The sequence below is a fragment of the Lactococcus sp. LG1267 genome, assembly GCF_017309545.1.
GTDB lineage: Bacteria > Bacillota > Bacilli > Lactobacillales > Streptococcaceae > Lactococcus > Lactococcus petauri.
Map to the genome: position 1 here is coordinate 1,304,543 of NZ_CP071295.1, position 18,793 is coordinate 1,323,335.

The following is an 18,793-nucleotide window of genomic DNA, read 5'->3' on the forward strand; positions in this document are numbered from 1 at the left end:
ATGTATATAGAATTAGTTGATGAAACAGGAAAAGTTTCAAAAGAAATTATTGAGCAAACTGAAAAGTTATTAAGCTTTGCTGCAGATTATATAAAGCTTGCCGACTCAAAAGAAATGTCTGTTACTTTCGTTGATAATGCGCGGTCACAAGAAATTAATCTGGAATATAGAGAGAAAGATGCACCGACGGATGTTATTTCGCTTGAATATAAGCCTGATGAAGATGAGTTTTTCTTTGATGAAGATATGGATATTCCAGAAGAGTTGATGGATGAGCTTGATCCTTTTATTGGTGAGCTCTTTATCTCAATCGATAAAGCTGCCGAGCAAGCAGAAGATTATGGGCATTCCCTTGAACGTGAATATGGCTGGTTAGCTGTTCATGGCTTCTTACACATTAATGGTTACGATCATTATTCTCCAGAAGAAGAAGCAGAAATGTTCGGACTTCAGGAGGAGATTTTGACTGCTTATGGACTTAAAAGATAACGAAAAAGATGTAAAAATTTTTAATAAGGAAGACTTTGCGGACGGTGAAGTCCCAGAGAATACCCAGCGCAAACGTTGGAAAAATACGAATGTTATTTCCAGCATGGAGTTCGCAATTACGGGTATCTGGACAGCTTTTAAAGAAGAAAGAAATATGCGCAAGCATACACTTTCTGGTGTGTTGGCTTTGATCCTAGGTGTTGTTTTGCAAATTCAAGAATTTGAGTGGCTTTTCCTTTTTCTTGCCATCTTTTTAGTCTTTATGGCAGAGCTCTTCAATTCGGCTATTGAGAATGTGGTTGATTTGGCTGCTGATTACCAGTTTCATTTGCGCGCCAAAAGAGCCAAAGATATGGCTGCAGGAGCTGTTTTAGTCATTTCTGGTTTTGCCGTGATTGTTGCTGCGTTTATCTTCTTACCTAAAATTTGGCACCTTTTCTTTTAAACTCAACGGCATAAGGAAAAGGTTTTGATTTCCTGAGCCCCTCCTTGTTTTAAGACAGCTATAGCATGTTGGAGCGTCCGACCGGTAGTATAGACGTCATCCACCAGTAAAATTTTATCTGGTACTTTTACCTTTGCTTTTAAAGTAAAGGTATTTTTGTTTTTAAGACGTTCATTTCTGGTGCGTGTATTTTGTGCAGGACCCTCTTCTTTTTCCAAAAGAGAAGAGAAGGGGAGGGAGTGTAGAAGCGCAATAACTTGATTGAAGCCCCTCTCCTGAAAACGTTGCTTACTCACAGGAATTGGAACAATTGTATAGCCTCTTTCTGTTTTAAAATATTTGTTAAAAACATGATGTAGGCGATAATCTCCCAAAAATTTGTAACGACTAAAGAATTCTTCCATGGCTGTATTATAGGTAAAGACAGCTTGATGATTTACAATAATGCCTTCCTTTTCCCAAATCTTGCAGTCAGAGCAGACGCCCTTTATGTCTGGCTTGTAACAGCGGCTACAATAAGGTGGAGTAATCAGTTGAAACTTATTGTGACAGGTTGTACAAAGTCCGGGAGAAGAGTCTTTTAAGAGAAAAAGTTGATGGAAAGTGGGTTCAATAGTGTATTCAGTATGACAAAGCAAACAAATCATTGGAAACCTCCTGCCTTATTCATATTTCTGATATTTTTATAAGCTTCCAACATTGCTGTTGTTTTTCCTAAATGAAAGAAAAACACTTTGCCGTCAGGTCTTTCGGTACTTCGACCTACTCGTCCAGCAATTTGGATGAGGCTTGATCTTGTGAAATTATGGTGATGACTTTGAAATACAAAAACGTCAACCTTAGGAAAAGTTACACCACGTTCTAAAATAGTCGTTGAGACAAGGATAGAAATATTGCCCTGGCGAAAACGTTCCACAGCCTCTAAGCGTTCAAGACTCGTTGAAGCAACAAAGGCAATTTCTTCATGAGGAAAACTACTCTGTAAGTCTTGGTTCAGTTTTTCTCCCAGTCTTATTTCAGGGACAAAGATAAGTAATGGGAAACCAGATTCGCGTTGTTTTTTGACCATTTTATAAAACTTGCTCTGCCAAAAAAATTGTGGGAGTACCAATGGAAAACCATGAAAACGTCGGGGAAGTTGTAACTTTTCGATTTGCCCCAACTTGACTTGTTTTTCCAAATTATTGGTGGTTGTTGCAGTAAGATAAATCAAGCTTGAAGAAGGTTTACGAGCTTGAGTCAGTGCAAAAGAGAGCATGTCATTATCTGGAAATGGAAAAGCATCAACCTCATCAAGAATGACTAAGTCAAAGGCATGACGAAAACGCATAAGCTGATGTGTCGTCGCAATTACGAGTGGCGAGCGGCTGTATTTCTCACTTTTTCCGTGTAAAAGCGAGATGGGACAAGAAAAATCTCGCTTTAAGCGATAGTAGAGTTCTAGACAGACATCAATACGAGGACTAGTTAAACCTACAGCTTTTCCTTTTTTAAGGGTGTTATCAATCATCTGATAAATCATTTCAGTTTTTCCTGCACCCGTGACAGCCTGCACCAGCACCGTTTTTTGTTGCTGATGTAATTTGACTAGAGTATCAGATATATATTGCTGAGGGGCTGTGAGTTTTCCCTGCCAGTTTAGAAAAGAAGCTGCTAAAAAATCCTCCTGAGGAAGATGATAAAGTTTTTCATCCGAGCGAACACGTCCCATCTGAATACAATGGGGACAATAATAAGCACCAACGGGGAGTAGGACCTCTTTTTTCTTACTTTTTTTGCCACAGCGATTGCACATAATCACTGTTCTTGAAATATCGTGCATACTATCAAAAAGTGTTGCTTTGTCTGGGATTTTCGACAATTCTTTTTGTAAAAGGAGTCTACCATATAATTCATTCATACCTTTAAGACGAAAAAAGTCGCATGTTTTCACTATTTTTGATAAAATTTATTTATGACAATTACCATAAAAGAGGATTTCATTGCAGAAGAAGAAATCAAAAAATCGCGCTTCATTTGCCATTTGAAGCGCGTTTATACTGAGGAAGAAGCACGAGCTTTTATTTCTGAAATAAAAAAAGAGCATCATAAGGCGAATCATAATTGTTCCGCCTTTACTTTAGGCGACCGTCAGGAGATTCAGCGTTCAAGTGATGACGGGGAACCTTCTGGTACAGCTGGTGTACCTATGTTGGAAATTCTTAAGAAAAGAGAAATTACCAACGTTTGCGCAGTTGTGACTCGATATTTTGGAGGAATTAAACTCGGTGCTGGTGGTTTAATCCGTGCATATGCGGGGAGTGTTGGCCATGCTCTAGATCAGGTTGGTTTGGTCAAATTTGTCACACAGGAGCAATTAATCTTGACTCTTGATTACGGGAATTATGACGGGCTACAGCGCTTTTTAAGTTCCCAAGGCTTAGTCATCTCAGAGAGTGAATTTCTCTCCGATGTTACGGTCAAGCTCTTTGTTGACTTGGATAAGACAGAGCAACTTTTGGCCGATTTGGTTGAACAGTTCAGTGGAAAAATTTCCGCGGCAAAAGGGGACAAGCAACTGGTGGAAGTTGATATTTAGAAAAAGGGATTTATGAAAATTTTTAGAAGCTCGTTTATTGTTAGTATTATTGCGTTAATTATCGCTTACCTCTACGCCGGATGGGATGGCTTAATGATTACAGCTATCCTAGCAGTGTTGGAAATTTCACTTTCCATGGATAATGCCATTGTTAATGCACGTATTTTGGAGCGTATGAGCCATTCTTGGCGTAAAATATTTTTGACGGTGGGGATTTTAATTGCTGTTGTAGGGATGCGCCTGGTCTTTCCGCTTTTAATTGTTGGTGTCTCCGCAAAACTGGATCCGATAAGTGCCATGCGCTTAGCTTTAGAAAAAGGTGATCCCAGTGTTCCAGGGACCTACGGTTATATTTTACACCATGCGCATCCTTCAATCGCTGCATTTGGTGGAATGTTTCTTTTGATGCTTGCACTTGGTTTTTTCTTTGATCAAAGAGCACATACATGGCTAAAATTGCCCGAAAAAGTCTTGCAACAGGTTGGACATTTTCCTGCAGCAAATGCGATAATTTCAATGCTTGTTCTTTTATTGACTGCTGAATTTATCGCGGCTGATGCACACACTGTTCTATTCTCCGGTGTTTTGGGGATTGTAACTTATATGTTGGTGAATGGCTTTGGCGATATGATGACCGAGCACATGCCTACCGAAACAGCAGGTCAGACGACTTACGCTGTGGGAAGAGCAGCTTTCTCGCTCTTCCTTTACCTGGAAGTTATTGATGCTTCCTTTAGTTTTGATGGTGTTATTGGTGCCTTCGCCATTACCTCAGACCCTATTATTATCCTACTTGGGCTAGGTGTTATCGGGGCAATGTTTGTCCGATCACTGACCCTTTACTTGGTAGAAAAAGGAACACTGAATGAGCTTGTTTATTTAGAACACGGTGCGCATTGGGCGATTCTTACCTTAGCCATTCTGATTTTGGCAAGTATCCATTGGGAAATTGGTGAGGCAGTGACAGGTCTACTTGGCGGGATTATTATCGTGTTATCCTTTATCTCAAGCATTATTTACAATCGAACACATTAAAAAACAAAAAAGTTGCACCTCTTGTGCAGCTTTTTTAATGTTGTAGGGTATTTTCTTGAATGAATTGGAGTGTTTGCTCGTAGCAGAGCTGTGCTTCTTTCGTACGGTAATCAAATTGATACTCATGTCCAATTTTTTTACTGGAATCACTAAAGAAAAGCTCGGATACAGGAACGTTTAGCTCCTTTAAACGCTTTGCCAAAGCTTCACCTTCTGGAGCGAAACTAAGAGTATTTCCATCCGTAATATAAGTGGGCGGATATTTTTCTGTTACGGCTGGAACCACACTTGCTTGTTTTAGATGTGTATTGGTTTTCCAATCTGTTGTACCTAAGAGTGACCAAGCTACAGTTTTGGTGAAAGCTTTAAGCAATAAATTATTTGACTTATCATGTGCCTTTTCTTGCAAGTTTACAGGGCCACAATAAGAGATGACTCCTTTTAAATTTTGCTGAGAGAGGAGGGGTTTGAAGTTTAATGCATTTGCATAAACTTTATTGGTTTGGATGGCCGCATATTGGGCCGCAATCTGGGCACCAGCGCTATCTCCTCCAAGAATAATTTTATTGAAATCAAGTGAAGGGTATTCGGCTTGATGATCGAGCAAGTCTTCTACTAGTTCGTTTATTTGCTGAATTTGGCTGGGATATTGTGCATCAGGTGCAAGTGCATAATTAGGACAGATAACAGCAACTTGAGCATCATGCGCAATCCTAGTGGCAAATTCTTTAACATCGGTTTTATTTCCTCCGACATAAGCACCACCATGAACCCAGATAATTACAGGAATAGGGCCTTTGGCATTTTGAGGCATGTAAATGTCAAAGGTATTTCTTTTTTTGTCTGAATTATAGCTGATGTCACTTTTCAAAAGGACTTTTTTCTTCGTGGACTCATAGGTATTTTGATCTGTTATCTTTCCGCCACTTTTAGCAAAAAGACGATTAATCACAAAAGCCCCGGGGCGTGGGGAGAGATTAAACACCAGCAACACTCCTAAAATTAATACCACAAGAAAGCCTAACAATAAACTTATAACCTTAAATAATTTTTTCATGATGAACTTATTATATCAAATTATTTCATGTTGCAAATGATTTTTGAAAAAGGGTTCAGCAAGCTGAATCTCTCTTTAGCCCCTTCAAATCGGAAACACTAAAAACTTTAAGTCTGGCCTTGACATTTTCAGCAAAAAGGACTACAATTTTAAGGTAAAGCAAGCGACTCGGGACAGTGAAAGCCGAGATTTAAAATGGCCCAAAATCATCGCAATACGAATGAAGTAAAAAATAAAGGTGGAACCGTGCATAGCACCCTTTGTCTTAGGACAGGTGTATTGCGCGGTTTTTATATTATTTTAAGGAGTAGAACATTATGATGAATCCAGCAGAAATATTGGCTGCAACTATTCACCATGGACAAGAAAAGGTCAAACGACCGATGTTAGAAAAAGCTGTACTTGGCTTTATTGGAGGCGCGTTAATCTCTTTAGGTTATCTGCTTTATATCCGCGTCATATCAAGTGTCGTCGATGATTTTGGAAGTTTGGCAAGTTTCATCGGTGCAGCAGTGTTTCCTATTGGTTTGATTGTTATTTTAATGGGCGGTGGCGAGCTCATCACATCAAATATGACGGCTGTTTCTGTATCTTTCTTTGCAAAGAAAGTAAAGTTTTCAGATTTGCTCAAAAACTGGATTGTCATCACGATTTTTAATCTTCTGGGTGCCTTCTTTGTGGCTTTCTTTTTTGCACACATTGTTGGGTTGACAAGTACAGGTGTGTATCGTGAGGAATTAATCACCGTTGCGCACTCGAAAATAAATGCAACCTGGCTTCAGACTTTGGTTTCTGGAGTAGGGTGTAACTGGTTTGTAGGCCTTGCGATGTGGCTTTCTTACGGAGCCAAAGATGCAGCAGGAAAAGTAATGGTAATCTGGTTCCCGACAATGGCTTTTGTTGCAATTGGTTTCCAGCACAGTGTGGCAAATGCTTTTGCCATCCCCGCTGCAATCTTTGAAGGTGGCGCAACATGGATGGAATTCATCCGCAATTTCAGTCTTGTCTATGCTGGAAACATCATCGGTGGTGTGATTTTCGTTGCTGGTTTCTACTTCCTTGGATATAAACGCCAAATGAATGAACTTAATAAATAATAAGGAGAATTAAATGTCAAATAATAAATTATCATTTCAAGATATGATTCTGACTTTGCAGGCTTTTTGGTCTAAGCAAGGTGCAAACTTGATGCAAGCCTACGATAACGAAGTTGGTGCAGGAACGATGAGTCCTTATACTTTCTTGCGTTCAAATGGACCGGAACCTTGGTCAGCGGCATATGTTCAACCTTCACGTCGTCCTGCAGATGGACGTTATGGTGAAAACCCTAACCGCCTTTTCCAACACCACCAATTTCAAGTGGTGATGAAACCTTCACCCAAAAACATCCAAGAACTTTACTTGGAAAGTTTAGCTGCCTTGGGTATTGATGCTTTGGAGCATGATATTCGTTTTGTTGAAGATAACTGGGAAAATCCATCAATGGGTTGTGCCGGTATTGGTTGGGAAGTTTGGATTGATGGACAAGAGTGTACACAGTTTACTTATTTCCAACAAGTGGGCGGTATTGAAGTGGATTCTGTAACTTCTGAAATTACCTATGGTCTAGAACGCTTAGCAACAGCTATTCAAGAAGTTGACAGTGTCTACGATCTTGAATGGGGAAATGGCGTACTCTATGGTGATATTTTCAAAGAACCAGAATATGAACACTCAAAATTTGCTTTTGAAGAGTCTGATCAAGATATGCTTTTAGACTTGTTTAACAAGTACGAATCAGAAGCACTTAAATTACTGGACTTAGGTTTGGTTCACCCTGCTTATGACTTTATCTTGAAGAGCTCTCATACCTTTAACCTTTTGGATGCACGTGGCGCAGTTTCGGTAACTGAACGTGCTGGGTACCTGCACCGCGTACGTACAATGGCGCGTAAAGTTGCCAAAACATTTATTGAAGAACGTGCTAAACTTGGTTTCCCACTTTTAAAAGATGAAGACTTACGTGAGAAATATCTGGGAGAAAAAGGGAAATATACAAAAGTTCTGGCACAATTGGCAGAAGAACAGGAGGCAAAATAATGGCAAACTATTTACTCGAAATTGGCTTGGAAGAAATGCCAGCCCACTTGGTAACACCTGCAATCAATCAATTGGCAGAACGTCTTTCGGACTTTTTGAATGAAAATCGTTTAGAATTTGATGCTATCCGCAAATTTTCAACACCACGTCGTTTGGCTGTTTTGGTGGAAGGACTTGCTGAAAATTCCGAAGCAATGGACGAAGAAGTCAAAGGTCCATCTGCTAAAATTGCTAAAGATGCTGAAGGAAACTGGTCAAAAGCCATTCAAGGTTTCTCTCGTGGACAAGGCGTAACACCTGACGAATTGGTCCTCAAGGGCGATTACTATTTCGCAAACAAACATATTGCGGGCGTAGCTGCACAAGAAATATTGACAAAAGTTGGCGATGAAGTCATTTCTAAAATGCAGTTCAAAACTTACATGAAATGGGGAAATAATAGCTTCCTCTTCGTGCGTCCAATCCAATGGATGATTTCTTTACTAGATGCCGAAGTGGTTCCCTTTGACATTCTTGATGTGACTGCAGGAAATAGAACACGTGGACACCGCTTCCTTTCAAACCAAGAGTTTACACTTGAACATGCGACAGATTATGCCAAAGTTTTGACTGATAATTTTGTTATGGTTGATGCTGGAGCACGTAAAGCTGAAATTAGCCAACAAATCAAAAAAATTGCAGCTGAACATGGTTGGAAAGTTGAACTTTCAGACGAAAGACACGTTGAACTTCTTGAAGAAGTCAATAACCTAGTCGAGTACCCAACTGCTTTTGTCGGTAGCTTTAATGAAAAGTATTTGTCAGTTCCGGAAGAAGTTCTGGTTACTTCAATGCGTGATAACCAACGTTATTTTGAAGTTTATACTGCAGAAGGTAAGCTCGCACCGCACTTTATCTCCGTGCGTAATGGTAATGCTGAAGGTATGAAAAACGTCATCTTAGGCAATGAAAAAGTTCTGGTTGCCCGTTTGGAAGATGCTGAGTTCTTCTGGAAAGAAGATCAAAAGTTAAAAATTGCAGATCTTGTGAAGAAACTTGAAAATGTAACTTTCCATGCAAAAATCGGTTCAATCACAGAACATATGGCTCGTACAAAAGCTATTGCAGCACATCTGGCAGATATTGCCAAGCTGACAGAAACTGAAAAGACGGATGTGGCGCGTGCAGCAGATATTTACAAATTTGACCTTTTGACAGGTATGGTTGGTGAATTTGATGAACTTCAAGGCGTTATGGGTGAAAAATATGCTCTTCTTGCAGGAGAGAATGGCAACGTAGCAGCAGCAGTTCGTGAGCATTATATGCCGGTATCTGCTGAAGGAGATTTGCCGGAAACTGCTGTCGGAAGTGTTTTGGCTGCTGCAGATAAAATCGACAGCATTCTTTCATTCTTTAGCGCAGGCTTAATTCCTTCAGGCTCGAATGACCCATACGCTTTGCGTCGTGCAGCGCAAGGATTGACACGTATTATTGAGAAATTCAACTGGCACTTTGACTTTTCTGAGTTTATCGCCGCACTTGATTATGAAAATAAAGAGCAAGTTATTGATTTCCTCAAAGGGCGTGTGCAAAAACTTCTACTGGATAAGAAAATCCGTCACGATATTGTTGAAGCAACAATTGCGGCAGATACAATGGATATTGCTAACATGATGGAAATTGCACCAATGCTTAACAGTCATAAGGACGAAGAAACTTTTAAACCAGCTATTGAAAATATTTCACGTGTGATCAACTTGGCGAAAAAAGCCGATCATGTCGGAACGGTTTCTTCTGAACTCTTTGAGAACGATGCTGAAGGCATGCTTTACGAAGCTACAGAAGAACTTAAAGCAGGTTGGACAAACTTGTCTGCCTCTGAAAAATATGATATTCTGGTCAACAAAGGTGTTCCAGCCATTAACAATTTCTTTGAAAATGTAATGGTTATGGCAGAAGATGAAAAAGTACGTCACAATCGTCTGGCCTTGCTTACAGAGCTGTCAGCACTTACAGGAACAATGGCTGACTTTAGTTTAATCAATACAAAATAAGGAGGATATTGGTCTTATGGCAATCACAAATGAACAAGTAGAACGTATCAATGAGCTTGCACGTAAACACAAAGCAGAAGGACTAACAGAAGCCGAAACTGCAGAACGTGCTGAATTGCGCCGTATTTATCTTGATAGCGTACGTGAAAATCTTCGTGGTCAAGTTGAAGCAGTAAAATTGGTGGATGAAGATGGAAAAGACATCACGCCAGAAAAGCTTAAAGACATTCAACGTGCCAAAGGTATGCGTGATTAAAAGTGGTCGAGCTTTGTGCTCGGCCTGTTTTTGATACGCTCCCAGATCTGCTCCTGAAGGAGCTCATGTTAGACGACAATTCCCAGCGGAATTGCCTGAACATTTTATTAGGCAGGATCGATTTTTTGATTTCTGCATTATTGGTATTATTATACAGGTAAGGGGAATTACTTTTAATGAAAAATATAAAAATTGGAATATCAAGATGGGCCGTTCTTTATGCCGTTTTAGCTCTTGTGATTGGGGTAATCATTGGAGCTGTTGATGCTTTATTTGGACGTGGCTTGATTTATATTACGGAGACACGTGACGCACATCCCATGTATTTTCTTCCTTTTTTGGCTTTAGCTGGTCTTTTGATTGTGTATGTCTACCAACGTTTTGGTAAAGACAGTCAAAAAGGAATGGGGTTGATTTTTGAAGCGGGAAATAAAGGACGAGAAGATATTCCTAAGCGTTTGGTACCCTTGATTATCTTTTCAACTTGGCTATCGCACCTTTTTGGTGCCAGTGTTGGACGAGAAGGTGTAGCTGTCCAGATTGGTGCCACGATTGGCCATACAGTCGGTGGGAAATTATCTTCCAAGGAAGCACAAAAAGTGCTTTTGATTACGGGGATGGCAGCCGGTTTTGCCGGTCTCTTTCAAACACCAATTGCTGCAACTTTCTTTGCTATTGAAATCCTGATGGTGGGCAAGATTGAATATATCGCACTTTTCCCCGCTTTGGTTGGTTCCTATGCGGCCAGTGCGACATCTCATGCTTTAGGTTTAGAAAAATTTTCCTTTGCGGTCAATACCGACTTAAATATTGATCCGTTGGTACTTCTGAAGCTGCTCGTTGTGGCAATTTGCTTTGGCTTGGTGGGGCGCATCTTTGCGCAAGGCTTAGCCTTTATGAAGACTTATATGGCAAGTAAACTCACTAATCCTTATCGCCGTATCTTACTTATGGGACTGATTTTGAGCTTGGGTCTCATCTTCATCCATCTTGATCGTTATGCAGGTCTAGGAACGAACCTGATTTCCATGAGTTTTAATGGAGAACATATCAATGCCTATGATTGGCTTCTGAAATTGCTCTTCACTGTCTTAAGTATCTCAGCAGGTTTCCAAGGTGGAGAAGTAACACCGCTCTTTGCGATTGGTGCAAGTTTGGGCGCAACCTTAGCCTTACTTTTGGGCTTGCCTGTTGGCTTGGTAGCTGCTGCTGGCTATGTTTCAGTCTTTTCATCAGCAACCAACTCATATTTTGCTTCAATCTTCATCGCTGCAGAAGTCTTTGGCTTTGGTACGGTACAATATATCCTGCCAATCGTGACCATTGCCTATATTCTCAATGGTAATGCTTCGATCTATGCACAAGGAAAACTAAATTTAGAAGTTTAACAGAAGAATAAGGCTTTTGGTCTTATTCTTTTTATTGTCTATTTTCCTATGTCCAGAATGAGCAATTTTTAATCACAAAATATAGCGAAGTGATAAAATAGAAAGAGAATATGAAAACGCCTACGAAACACTTAGGCTTAGAAAAGAGGAGGAGCAGCTGTGAATATCGAAGCTTTACTTGAAAAAAAAGAGCAAATACAGGTTAAGATTCTACGCCAGTTGGTCCTCAAGCGGGATAAGATAACCGCGCAAGAACTGTGTGAGGGGGTAAATCTCTCTCGACCTTCGATTGAAAGTTACTTAGAGGACATTTCTTATCTGGGACAGATGATGGGGAAACCTATGGAAGTGATGCGCCAGGACAATAAACTAGCCCTAAACATGGCAGAGTCTCAAAGTTTAGATGAAGTCATCAGTTTTTTAATCCAAGACAGCATTAAGTATCGCATGCTTCTCTTGCTTTTTGAACAAAAAAATTACATGATTTTTGAACTAGCAGAAGCCTTACTGGTCAGTGAATCAACCTTGTTCCGCAAAATAAAAGAGCTAAATAAACTTTTAGCCGAGTTTGAGCTTCAAATTAAAAATAATAAGCTGCTGGGCGAAGAAAGCCAGATTCGCTATTTTTACTACTTGCTGTTTGATTCGCTTCATCCTAAATTTCGACCAAACTTCCTTCAAGTCACGAAGTTTCAAGTTGATTTTATCCTGCAACTCCAAGAAACCTTAAAAGTAACCTTTTCGGCAAGCAGCCAAGATAAACTTTACCGTTGGTTAGCCATTACAGAAAAAAGGCGTAAACTTACAGATATTCAAGTTACTCAATCTTTGGAAATGAAGAAAATCTATCAAGACGATCACCTTTATCAGCTGTTGGATTCTCTTTTTTATCAATACATTTATGATAAACAGAGCAAGAATAATTGTGAGACAATCTTTTTCTACAGTTTTCTCCTGTCTTTTTTCATCTTAGATAAGGAAAGTTATTACCGCTTTGATATTTTCCGCAGTAAAAAAATTCCCACTGTTCTCTTGAATATTTCTTTAAGAGAACGTATGCTGAACCACTATCGTCCCCATCGTTTAGGGTTTGAAGAGGAAAAAGCCATTAGTTATCAGCTGGCACAAGTCAATAATAAATTTGCCTTTTTCCATGGCAGCCTCTTTACAAAGAGCCAGGAAGCGTTGCTCAGTCATAAGCAAAACTGGGTCGACAAGAGTTTTCAAGATTTGCTGGATAATCTCAAAGAAATCGCCTTAAGTTATATTCCCAAAACGCAGGATTTGCCTGAACTCATCTTTGGCTATCGCAATGCTTTGATGTTGCTGGAACTTTTATCTGCCCAACAACTGACAGTGGCTTATGACTTGTCTGATACGCCAGCCTATCAAATCCCCATGGAACATTATCTTAAAAATCGTCTCAGAGCAGTGGAAAAGATAAAACTGGAACATTACCATGAAGGACAGAGCTATGACTTGCTTATCTCAAGTAAAAGAAATGACAGTCGAAAGTTTGTCTATGTCCTTTCCGAGTTTTCCAGTGAGTATGACTTTGAAGAGCTACTGACCTGTATCGAAAACTTAAAAAAAGCCAAATTTCAAAAGAAAGCAATTCTTAATTGAGAATAAATAGAGCAAGAGGGACATATCCCTCTTTTTTTGTTCTTCTGCGGATATCATTTTGTATTTATTAAAAGAAATATTACAATTGGATTATAAATGTTGAGCCTGTTTTTTAAAAGTAACAAAATATTTGACGAGGTAAAAGCCATGCTCTATAATCTTCCAGCCCAGCCCAGCCCAGCCCAGCCCAGCCCAGCCCAGCCCAGCCCAGCCCAGCCCAGCCAGACTAATATACTACGCTTTTTCTTCTTATCCCTAGTGCTTCTATTTTGAAAACAAAGCGATGAATAGCGGTAATATGATAATAAAGGACAAGAATATGAAAGTAAAAAAGAATAAAAAGATGAGATTTTCAAGTAAAAGCAGATACTTCTTAACCCTTGCGGTATTGGCGGGGCTTGTGGGTAATCCTCTTCTCCAAGGAACAACTGTCTTAGCCGAGAGTTTCTCGCCTGATACGTCCTTGGTTACAGGGGATGAAACGCAGCTTCCAGATGTTTTAAATCCTGAGATTCCTGAAATCCCTGAAATTTTAGAACCTGAGGACACCATTGAGGAAAAGGATCCGAGTCAGGATGAGGAGGAAGAAGTTGATGTTGTAGCAGAACCTACTCCAGAAGAAAAGCCTGTGCCACCAGTCAGAGAAGCTAAACCTGAAGCAGCTGGGTCGGAAGCAACTGCTGAGAATATGCCCTGGCTATCATTACCATGGGAAGGGAAAATATGGGGAGATGTTGACGTCAGGATAGAAATGCAATGGGAAGACAATGCGTTAGGCGGGGGATCACATTGGATACCCACCGTGCTTGTTCGTGGTGGAACGATAACAGATCCCCAAGACAGACCTTTTGGTACTCATATGGGTACAATGTGGAGAATTATTTTTGAGGACTCTGTTGATGTAGAAGGGGGGAGTTTATCAGGCCTTTTTGATTTATATGTAGATGGTCACTCGACAGCATTTGGATTTGTAGATTTTTATTTGGATATTATTAATCTCCCTTTATTAGACACAACCGGTGTGACGGATATGTCTTACATGTTTAGAAGTGGTATGACACGTGCAGATCTCACTGGACTTGACACAAGCGCTGTGACAAATATGGAAGGGATGTTTCAAAGGGTCAACTTCTCTAGGACGATGGATTTGTCTTCTTTTGATACAAGCCAAGTCACGAATATGAGATATATGTTCGATCGGTTCAGGCTAAGGGATTCTGGTTCTCTATCCTTTCCTCCTTCCTTTGATACCAGTCAAGTTACAGATATGAGTGGCATGTTTCAATGGGTAATAGGAGGGAGTATTTCTGACCTAGATTTATCTAGGTTTAATACCAGCAAAGTCACTGATATGCGGAACATGTTTCGTCAATCGGATTTTAGAACATTGAACCTTACTTCTTTTAATACAGAGAAGGTGACCAATATGAGTGGTATGTTCGCAGGTACGAGTGGTTTAGAAACCTTAGATCTCTCCTCCTTTGATACAGGCGAGGTCACCGATATGAGCAGTATGTTCGGTGGCAGTTCTTGGTGGTATAGAAGTGGGCTAAGTGCATTGGACTTGTCCATGTTTGACACCCGCAAGGTCACAAATATGCAGCACATGTTTGCCAACATGACTAATTTAGAACGCGTGAACCTTTCTAGCTTTGATACCAGTAGTGTGGCCCCGGGCGGGATGAACTTTATGTTTAATAATGCGCAATTCACTGGACGTTGGCGAAATGTTGGAACAGGTACAGTAGACCGTCCTAACGGGTCGCACATCTGGACTTCTTCAGAACTACAGAGCACTTTCAACGGCAGTCAAGCCGACACCTTTGTCTGGCAGCCTAACGTGCCCATGATTTTAGGCCAAGTGGAATACAGCTATGACGAACCGACAAAAACATTAACGCTTAAAGGCGGCACGATCACAAATCCTGCTCATACAGCGTGGGGAAATGTTCCTAGAGCCGAAGTAGAGCATATCGTGTTCACAGGGAACGTGAATGTTGGTGGGAATAAGAGCTTATTTAACCTCTTTGGCGAGATGCAAGTGCTTGAGACTATCGACAATCTTTCCTATCTGGATACAAAAGGTGTGACCAACATGGCCTGGATGTTCAGAGGGGCAGCTGGTCAAACTAATAATTCTAGATTAAAAGCACTTGATCTATCTTCCTTTGATACGAGTAGCGTGACCAATATGGCTATGATGTTTCATGCTGCAATAGCTTTAACTGAGTTAGATGTTTCCTCTTTTGATACAAGCAAAGTCACTGATATGGAAGACATGTTCTCGCACGCTTCTTCCTTACAAGAAATTAAAGGCTTAGATTCTTTTGAAACAGAGAATGTACGTGATATGCAAGGCATGTTTCGTAACACTGCCGTAAGCCAGTTAGATGTTTCTCATTTTGATACAGGTCAAGTCCTAGATATGAATGCCATGTTTGCGGAAATGCGCAACATAAGAGCGCTTGATTTATCTTCATTCGAAACGTCTAATGTAAGATTGATGACTTACATGTTTGCCGAATCAAGAAATCTAGAAAAGATAGATTTATCAAAATTCGACACCCAACAAGTGACAAATATGGGTATGATGTTCATGCATACCCAAAGTATCGATAAATTAGACTTAAGCCATTTCAAAACAGAAAATGTTAGAGACATGAACCACATGTTTGCGGGAGCACGTGATTTAGAAGAACTGCTTTTAGATAAAGATAACTTTGATACAAGCGCTGTCACAGATATGTCTCTGATGTTCGCCCACACACGCAATCTCAAGAGTCTTGATTTAAGCGGCTTTGACACAAGAGCAGTCAAAAATATGACACAGATGTTTTGGCTGGCAGATGCTTTGACTGAACTTGATCTGACCTCCTTTGATACGAGGAATGTCCAAGCGAACAACAGAACCCGTCTCTTCAGCGCTATAAATGCCTTAGATGAGCTTCGTTTAGGCGCAAATACCGTTATTACCAACTCAGACTTGCCAACGGAGACAACAAGCACAGGTTTACTCAACTCTTGGAAACGAGAAACGCAAGGCTTCGAAGCCTTCACAGGACAAAATACCTTATTTGACTTTGGTACAGGTCCAATAATAGAAAACAATGTATTGCGAGGCCCAGCGGATTGGTTAAGCTCTCAAGACTTAATGACCTTATCAGGAACAGCCGGGGAAGCCACTGGAACTTGGCGTCGTGTCCCTTACCAAACGAATGTTCAAGTCAAGGACAGCAGTATATTTATTGGTAAAGATTGGCAGCCAGAGGATAACTTTGTCAGCGCCACAGACCGTTATGGCGAAACTGTTGCCTTTGATCGCATCACAGTAGAGGGGACTGTGGACACAGATACAGCTGGCACTTATAAAGTGACTTACACTTATGACGGTGTAGAAGAGACTGCACAAATTACAGTTAAAGCCAAAGGGGGTGGAGATGATAATGGTACTTCGAGCGGTGGAGGAAGTGGTAATGATGGTTCTGAATCGAACAATGGAAATGGAGAATATGGAACGGATACTTCTGATGAAGATAAGGACAATGAAGAACAGATTGCTTCCGACAATAAAGAGGAAGAACTCACTCCAACACACACAGACAATTTACCAAGAACAGGGGAAATTGTAGGGCTACTACTTAGTATACTCGGCTTAGCCAACTTAATACTCGCTTTAACATTATGGCTTAAACGAAGAAAAGTGAAGTAGAGCGTATCTCAAATTTAAAAACATGTCTAGAGTAAAAGAAGAGAGACTCCTCTCTTCTTTTACTTATGCCTGATATTATTTTGAATTTAACAACAGAAATATTACAATTATATCATATAGGTATCGTTGATATTACTCAATTTTAACAAAAAATTTGATGGAGGGACTGTGATGTTCTATAATCAGACAGACAGACGTAATTTTCCGCTATTTTTATTGCGTCTAAAAACAACTTGAATAATCGAGTTGTTTTTGAGGCTAACAAATAAAATGAGGAAAAAATATGAACCCAGAAAAGAAACGCAAACTACGCAATATCGCACTTTTAGCTCTGCTTGGCTTAATTGGAGGCACTTTTGCCTTTCAATCATTCAACCAACAAGCCATCAATGACCGTGAAGGGCAAAATGATCATGAGAGTGCAGGCCGCATTCACGATTATTTCAACCGTGAAACGGAAAACAAAGATGTCTTTGTGGAAAACTATGGCGATGGGCCTTTACTTGTCCGTATCCAACTCAAAGAATATTTGGCAAAAAATGGAGAATCCATCGTATATGATGCTGAACAAGAGAATGTAGGTTCTTGGACCACCTGGCTTCCAGCTGCTGGTGATATTCATAAGCGCTCAGATAGAAGTTCAAGTGCGGCATTTGACCGCTATACAAACTGGTCTTTTGGTAATTTTAGTAGTGCATCTCCTCCACCAGTGGGGATGTCTAATCCTAGAAATAGACTTACACAAGCCCCACGTTCTCCTTCTTATATGCCAACTTTTAATCAGGATCGTGATGATGAGAGGACTGCAGCAGCTGGCGATGCACGCGACTATGTGGAAGGAGGGGCTACGCATCCCGGTGATGGTACAGAGGGGTATTGGGACCGAAATTCTGGCTTCCAAAACTATGATCCTGAGCTTCCAGAAGAAGAGCGTACAGCTCTCTTTCCAGGACGTCCAATAAATCAGTCTACCGAGTCTGTTTTAGGTGAAGATCGTCCCCCTATAACCATGACCGAATGGGAGACGTTAGATGAAAATCAAAAAGTAGGCAATTATTGGGTAGTTGATGAAGAAAGTGGCTATGCTTACTGGGCCTCTTATCTCATGCCTGGTCAAGCAACTGCTTATTTCTTAGATCAGACAGATATGGCAGATGCGATTAAAAAAGAACCAGGTTCGTGGTTTTATGCCATCCATGTCTCAGGTGACATGGTATCCCCAAGTGAAACAAATATTGCTGAGTTCTTTGCACAAGGAGGAGATACAGCGCGAGCCAGAGATTTGGTTAATCGTATGGGAGAAACGAGTATTCCAAACTTCAATGGCGATATTGACCCTGGGGACAGCTTTTATGTGGAAGGAGCGGAATACTTATATGTAAGTCCACATGGTGGTGGGCACCTGGTTGTACCTATGCAGACCATTGGGCAAAGTACTTTTGGTGAGACAACAGACTATATGAGCTCTAATGTGAGGCAGATGGCTAATAATTTCTATGCTTTACTGCCGGCTCAACTCCAACGACGCGTTCTTCCTGTAAGCTATGGGTCTACTAGAGGTATCGGTGACCATGAATTAAATGATCCATGGAGTAGTGAAAAAGGTCAGGATATGGAAAATTACTTCACCAGAGTAGATGCAGAAAATGGAGAAAGAACGGCCTTTATTATGTCTATGGCAGACATTATGTTTCACACGAGAGGAGGAATACGTAACGAAGTTTCCCACCCTCCTTTCCCTGACTTCTGGTCACGGACAACTGTCGGATATGAAGGGCCTCCTTATACACGAGTGTTTGGCTTTAGTGAGAGCAGGACAGAAGAATATCCTTGGAGGAAATGGCAAGTCAACGAAACAAAAGACGTCCTTCCTGCGCTCATGCTTTCACAGATTGGAGAGATGCAAAAATAATACCTGTGAGGAGTCCCAAGCTATTGATGAGGACAACTTAGAAAATAAAGCAGGTTCATTCCTCCGTTATCATTAACTATCAATACACAAAGCTTCTCAGTAATTGAGAAGTTTTTTTATATTTAAAACGAACACTTTCAATTTTTTTTAGAATTTCTTAAAAAATGAAAGTATTTCATTATCTTT

15 protein-coding genes are annotated in these 18,793 nt (G+C 40.4%); 12 read left to right on the forward strand and 3 right to left on the reverse strand.

What is annotated here, in order from left to right; genetic code table 11:
- Both ybeY and J0J33_RS06475 read left to right on the forward strand, forming a co-directional pair.
- Positions 1-489 (forward strand): rRNA maturation RNase YbeY, encoded by a 489-nt coding sequence (gene ybeY, locus J0J33_RS06470; protein WP_019292773.1) that lies wholly within the window; start codon positions 1-3, stop codon positions 487-489.
- A complete protein-coding gene (locus tag J0J33_RS06475) occupies positions 473-934 on the forward strand; it encodes a diacylglycerol kinase family protein (protein WP_019292772.1) in 462 nt (153 codons plus the stop codon). Before ybeY ends, J0J33_RS06475 begins: the two co-directional genes overlap by 17 nt.
- A 2-nt stretch (positions 935-936) precedes the next feature.
- On the opposite strand, the gene J0J33_RS06480 is transcribed toward J0J33_RS06475, so the two are convergent.
- The gene (locus J0J33_RS06480) at positions 937-1,581 is read right to left on the reverse strand and encodes a ComF family protein (protein ID WP_206888836.1); all 645 of its coding nucleotides are present in this window, start codon (positions 1,579-1,581) and stop codon (positions 937-939) included.
- Positions 1,578-2,834, reverse strand: coding sequence for a DEAD/DEAH box helicase (locus J0J33_RS06485; protein WP_206888838.1), 1,257 nt, complete (start codon positions 2,832-2,834; stop codon positions 1,578-1,580). Before J0J33_RS06485 ends, J0J33_RS06480 begins: the two co-directional genes overlap by 4 nt.
- 54 nt (positions 2,835-2,888) lie before the next feature.
- Between J0J33_RS06485 and J0J33_RS06490 the strand changes: the two genes are divergently transcribed.
- Positions 2,889-3,512: a YigZ family protein gene (locus J0J33_RS06490; protein WP_019292769.1), complete on the forward strand. Its 624-nt coding sequence runs from the start codon at positions 2,889-2,891 to the stop codon at positions 3,510-3,512.
- Between the two features lie 12 nt (positions 3,513-3,524).
- The gene (locus J0J33_RS06495; protein WP_206921626.1) at positions 3,525-4,547 is read left to right on the forward strand and encodes a DUF475 domain-containing protein; all 1,023 of its coding nucleotides are present in this window, start codon (positions 3,525-3,527) and stop codon (positions 4,545-4,547) included.
- A gap of 34 nt (positions 4,548-4,581) precedes the next feature.
- Here J0J33_RS06495 and J0J33_RS06500 read toward each other — a convergent pair whose 3' ends face one another.
- Positions 4,582-5,604 (reverse strand): alpha/beta hydrolase, encoded by a 1,023-nt coding sequence (locus J0J33_RS06500; RefSeq protein WP_034999659.1) that lies wholly within the window; start codon positions 5,602-5,604, stop codon positions 4,582-4,584.
- Between the two features lie 317 nt (positions 5,605-5,921).
- On the opposite strand from J0J33_RS06500, the gene J0J33_RS06505 reads away from it, so the two are divergent.
- From J0J33_RS06505 to J0J33_RS06540, 8 genes are all read left to right on the forward strand, one after another.
- Positions 5,922-6,701: a formate/nitrite transporter family protein gene (locus J0J33_RS06505; protein WP_019292766.1), complete on the forward strand. Its 780-nt coding sequence runs from the start codon at positions 5,922-5,924 to the stop codon at positions 6,699-6,701.
- A 13-nt stretch (positions 6,702-6,714) separates the two neighbouring features.
- Complete coding sequence (gene glyQ, locus J0J33_RS06510; RefSeq protein WP_165719545.1) at positions 6,715-7,683, forward strand: glycine--tRNA ligase subunit alpha; 969 nt, start codon at positions 6,715-6,717, stop codon at positions 7,681-7,683.
- A complete protein-coding gene (gene glyS / locus J0J33_RS06515) occupies positions 7,683-9,716 on the forward strand; it encodes a glycine--tRNA ligase subunit beta (RefSeq protein ID WP_206888840.1) in 2,034 nt (677 codons plus the stop codon). Before glyQ ends, glyS begins: the two co-directional genes overlap by 1 nt.
- 16 nt (positions 9,717-9,732) lie before the next feature.
- On the forward strand, positions 9,733-9,972 hold the full coding sequence (locus J0J33_RS06520; protein ID WP_004257921.1) for a DUF896 domain-containing protein: 240 nt from the start codon (positions 9,733-9,735) through the stop codon (positions 9,970-9,972).
- A 176-nt stretch (positions 9,973-10,148) separates the two neighbouring features.
- Positions 10,149-11,360: a chloride channel protein gene (locus J0J33_RS06525; RefSeq protein ID WP_019293554.1), complete on the forward strand. Its 1,212-nt coding sequence runs from the start codon at positions 10,149-10,151 to the stop codon at positions 11,358-11,360.
- 159 nt (positions 11,361-11,519) lie between these two features.
- Entirely contained in the window at positions 11,520-12,986 is a 1,467-nt protein-coding gene (locus tag J0J33_RS06530) for a helix-turn-helix domain-containing protein (RefSeq protein WP_206888841.1), read from the forward strand.
- A 319-nt stretch (positions 12,987-13,305) separates the two neighbouring features.
- On the forward strand, positions 13,306-16,695 hold the full coding sequence (locus tag J0J33_RS06535; RefSeq protein ID WP_206921627.1) for a BspA family leucine-rich repeat surface protein: 3,390 nt from the start codon (positions 13,306-13,308) through the stop codon (positions 16,693-16,695).
- Positions 16,696-16,978: 283 nt separating this feature from the next.
- Positions 16,979-18,607 (forward strand): hypothetical protein, encoded by a 1,629-nt coding sequence (locus J0J33_RS06540; RefSeq protein ID WP_206888849.1) that lies wholly within the window; start codon positions 16,979-16,981, stop codon positions 18,605-18,607.
- Positions 18,608-18,793: the final 186 nt, after the last annotated feature.

Excerpts from the sequence above, each read along its gene's own strand:
- J0J33_RS06500 (WP_034999659.1), bottom strand. The coding sequence starts at position 5,604 with ATGAAAAAATTATTTAAGGTTATAAGTTTATTGTTAGGCTTTCTTGTG.
- J0J33_RS06540 (WP_206888849.1), top strand. The coding sequence starts at position 16,979 with ATGAACCCAGAAAAGAAACGCAAACTACGCAATATCGCACTTTTAGCT.
- J0J33_RS06475 (WP_019292772.1), top strand. The coding sequence starts at position 473 with ATGGACTTAAAAGATAACGAAAAAGATGTAAAAATTTTTAATAAGGAA.
- J0J33_RS06505 (WP_019292766.1), top strand. The coding sequence starts at position 5,922 with ATGATGAATCCAGCAGAAATATTGGCTGCAACTATTCACCATGGACAA.
- J0J33_RS06520 (WP_004257921.1), top strand. The coding sequence starts at position 9,733 with ATGGCAATCACAAATGAACAAGTAGAACGTATCAATGAGCTTGCACGT.
- ybeY (WP_019292773.1), top strand. The coding sequence starts at position 1 with ATGTATATAGAATTAGTTGATGAAACAGGAAAAGTTTCAAAAGAAATT.
- glyS (WP_206888840.1), top strand. The coding sequence starts at position 7,683 with ATGGCAAACTATTTACTCGAAATTGGCTTGGAAGAAATGCCAGCCCAC.
- J0J33_RS06535 (WP_206921627.1), top strand. The coding sequence starts at position 13,306 with ATGAAAGTAAAAAAGAATAAAAAGATGAGATTTTCAAGTAAAAGCAGA.
- J0J33_RS06480 (WP_206888836.1), bottom strand. The coding sequence starts at position 1,581 with ATGATTTGTTTGCTTTGTCATACTGAATACACTATTGAACCCACTTTC.
- J0J33_RS06525 (WP_019293554.1), top strand. The coding sequence starts at position 10,149 with ATGAAAAATATAAAAATTGGAATATCAAGATGGGCCGTTCTTTATGCC.
- J0J33_RS06495 (WP_206921626.1), top strand. The coding sequence starts at position 3,525 with ATGAAAATTTTTAGAAGCTCGTTTATTGTTAGTATTATTGCGTTAATT.
- glyQ (WP_165719545.1), top strand. The coding sequence starts at position 6,715 with ATGTCAAATAATAAATTATCATTTCAAGATATGATTCTGACTTTGCAG.
- J0J33_RS06485 (WP_206888838.1), bottom strand. The coding sequence starts at position 2,834 with ATGAATGAATTATATGGTAGACTCCTTTTACAAAAAGAATTGTCGAAA.
- J0J33_RS06490 (WP_019292769.1), top strand. The coding sequence starts at position 2,889 with ATGACAATTACCATAAAAGAGGATTTCATTGCAGAAGAAGAAATCAAA.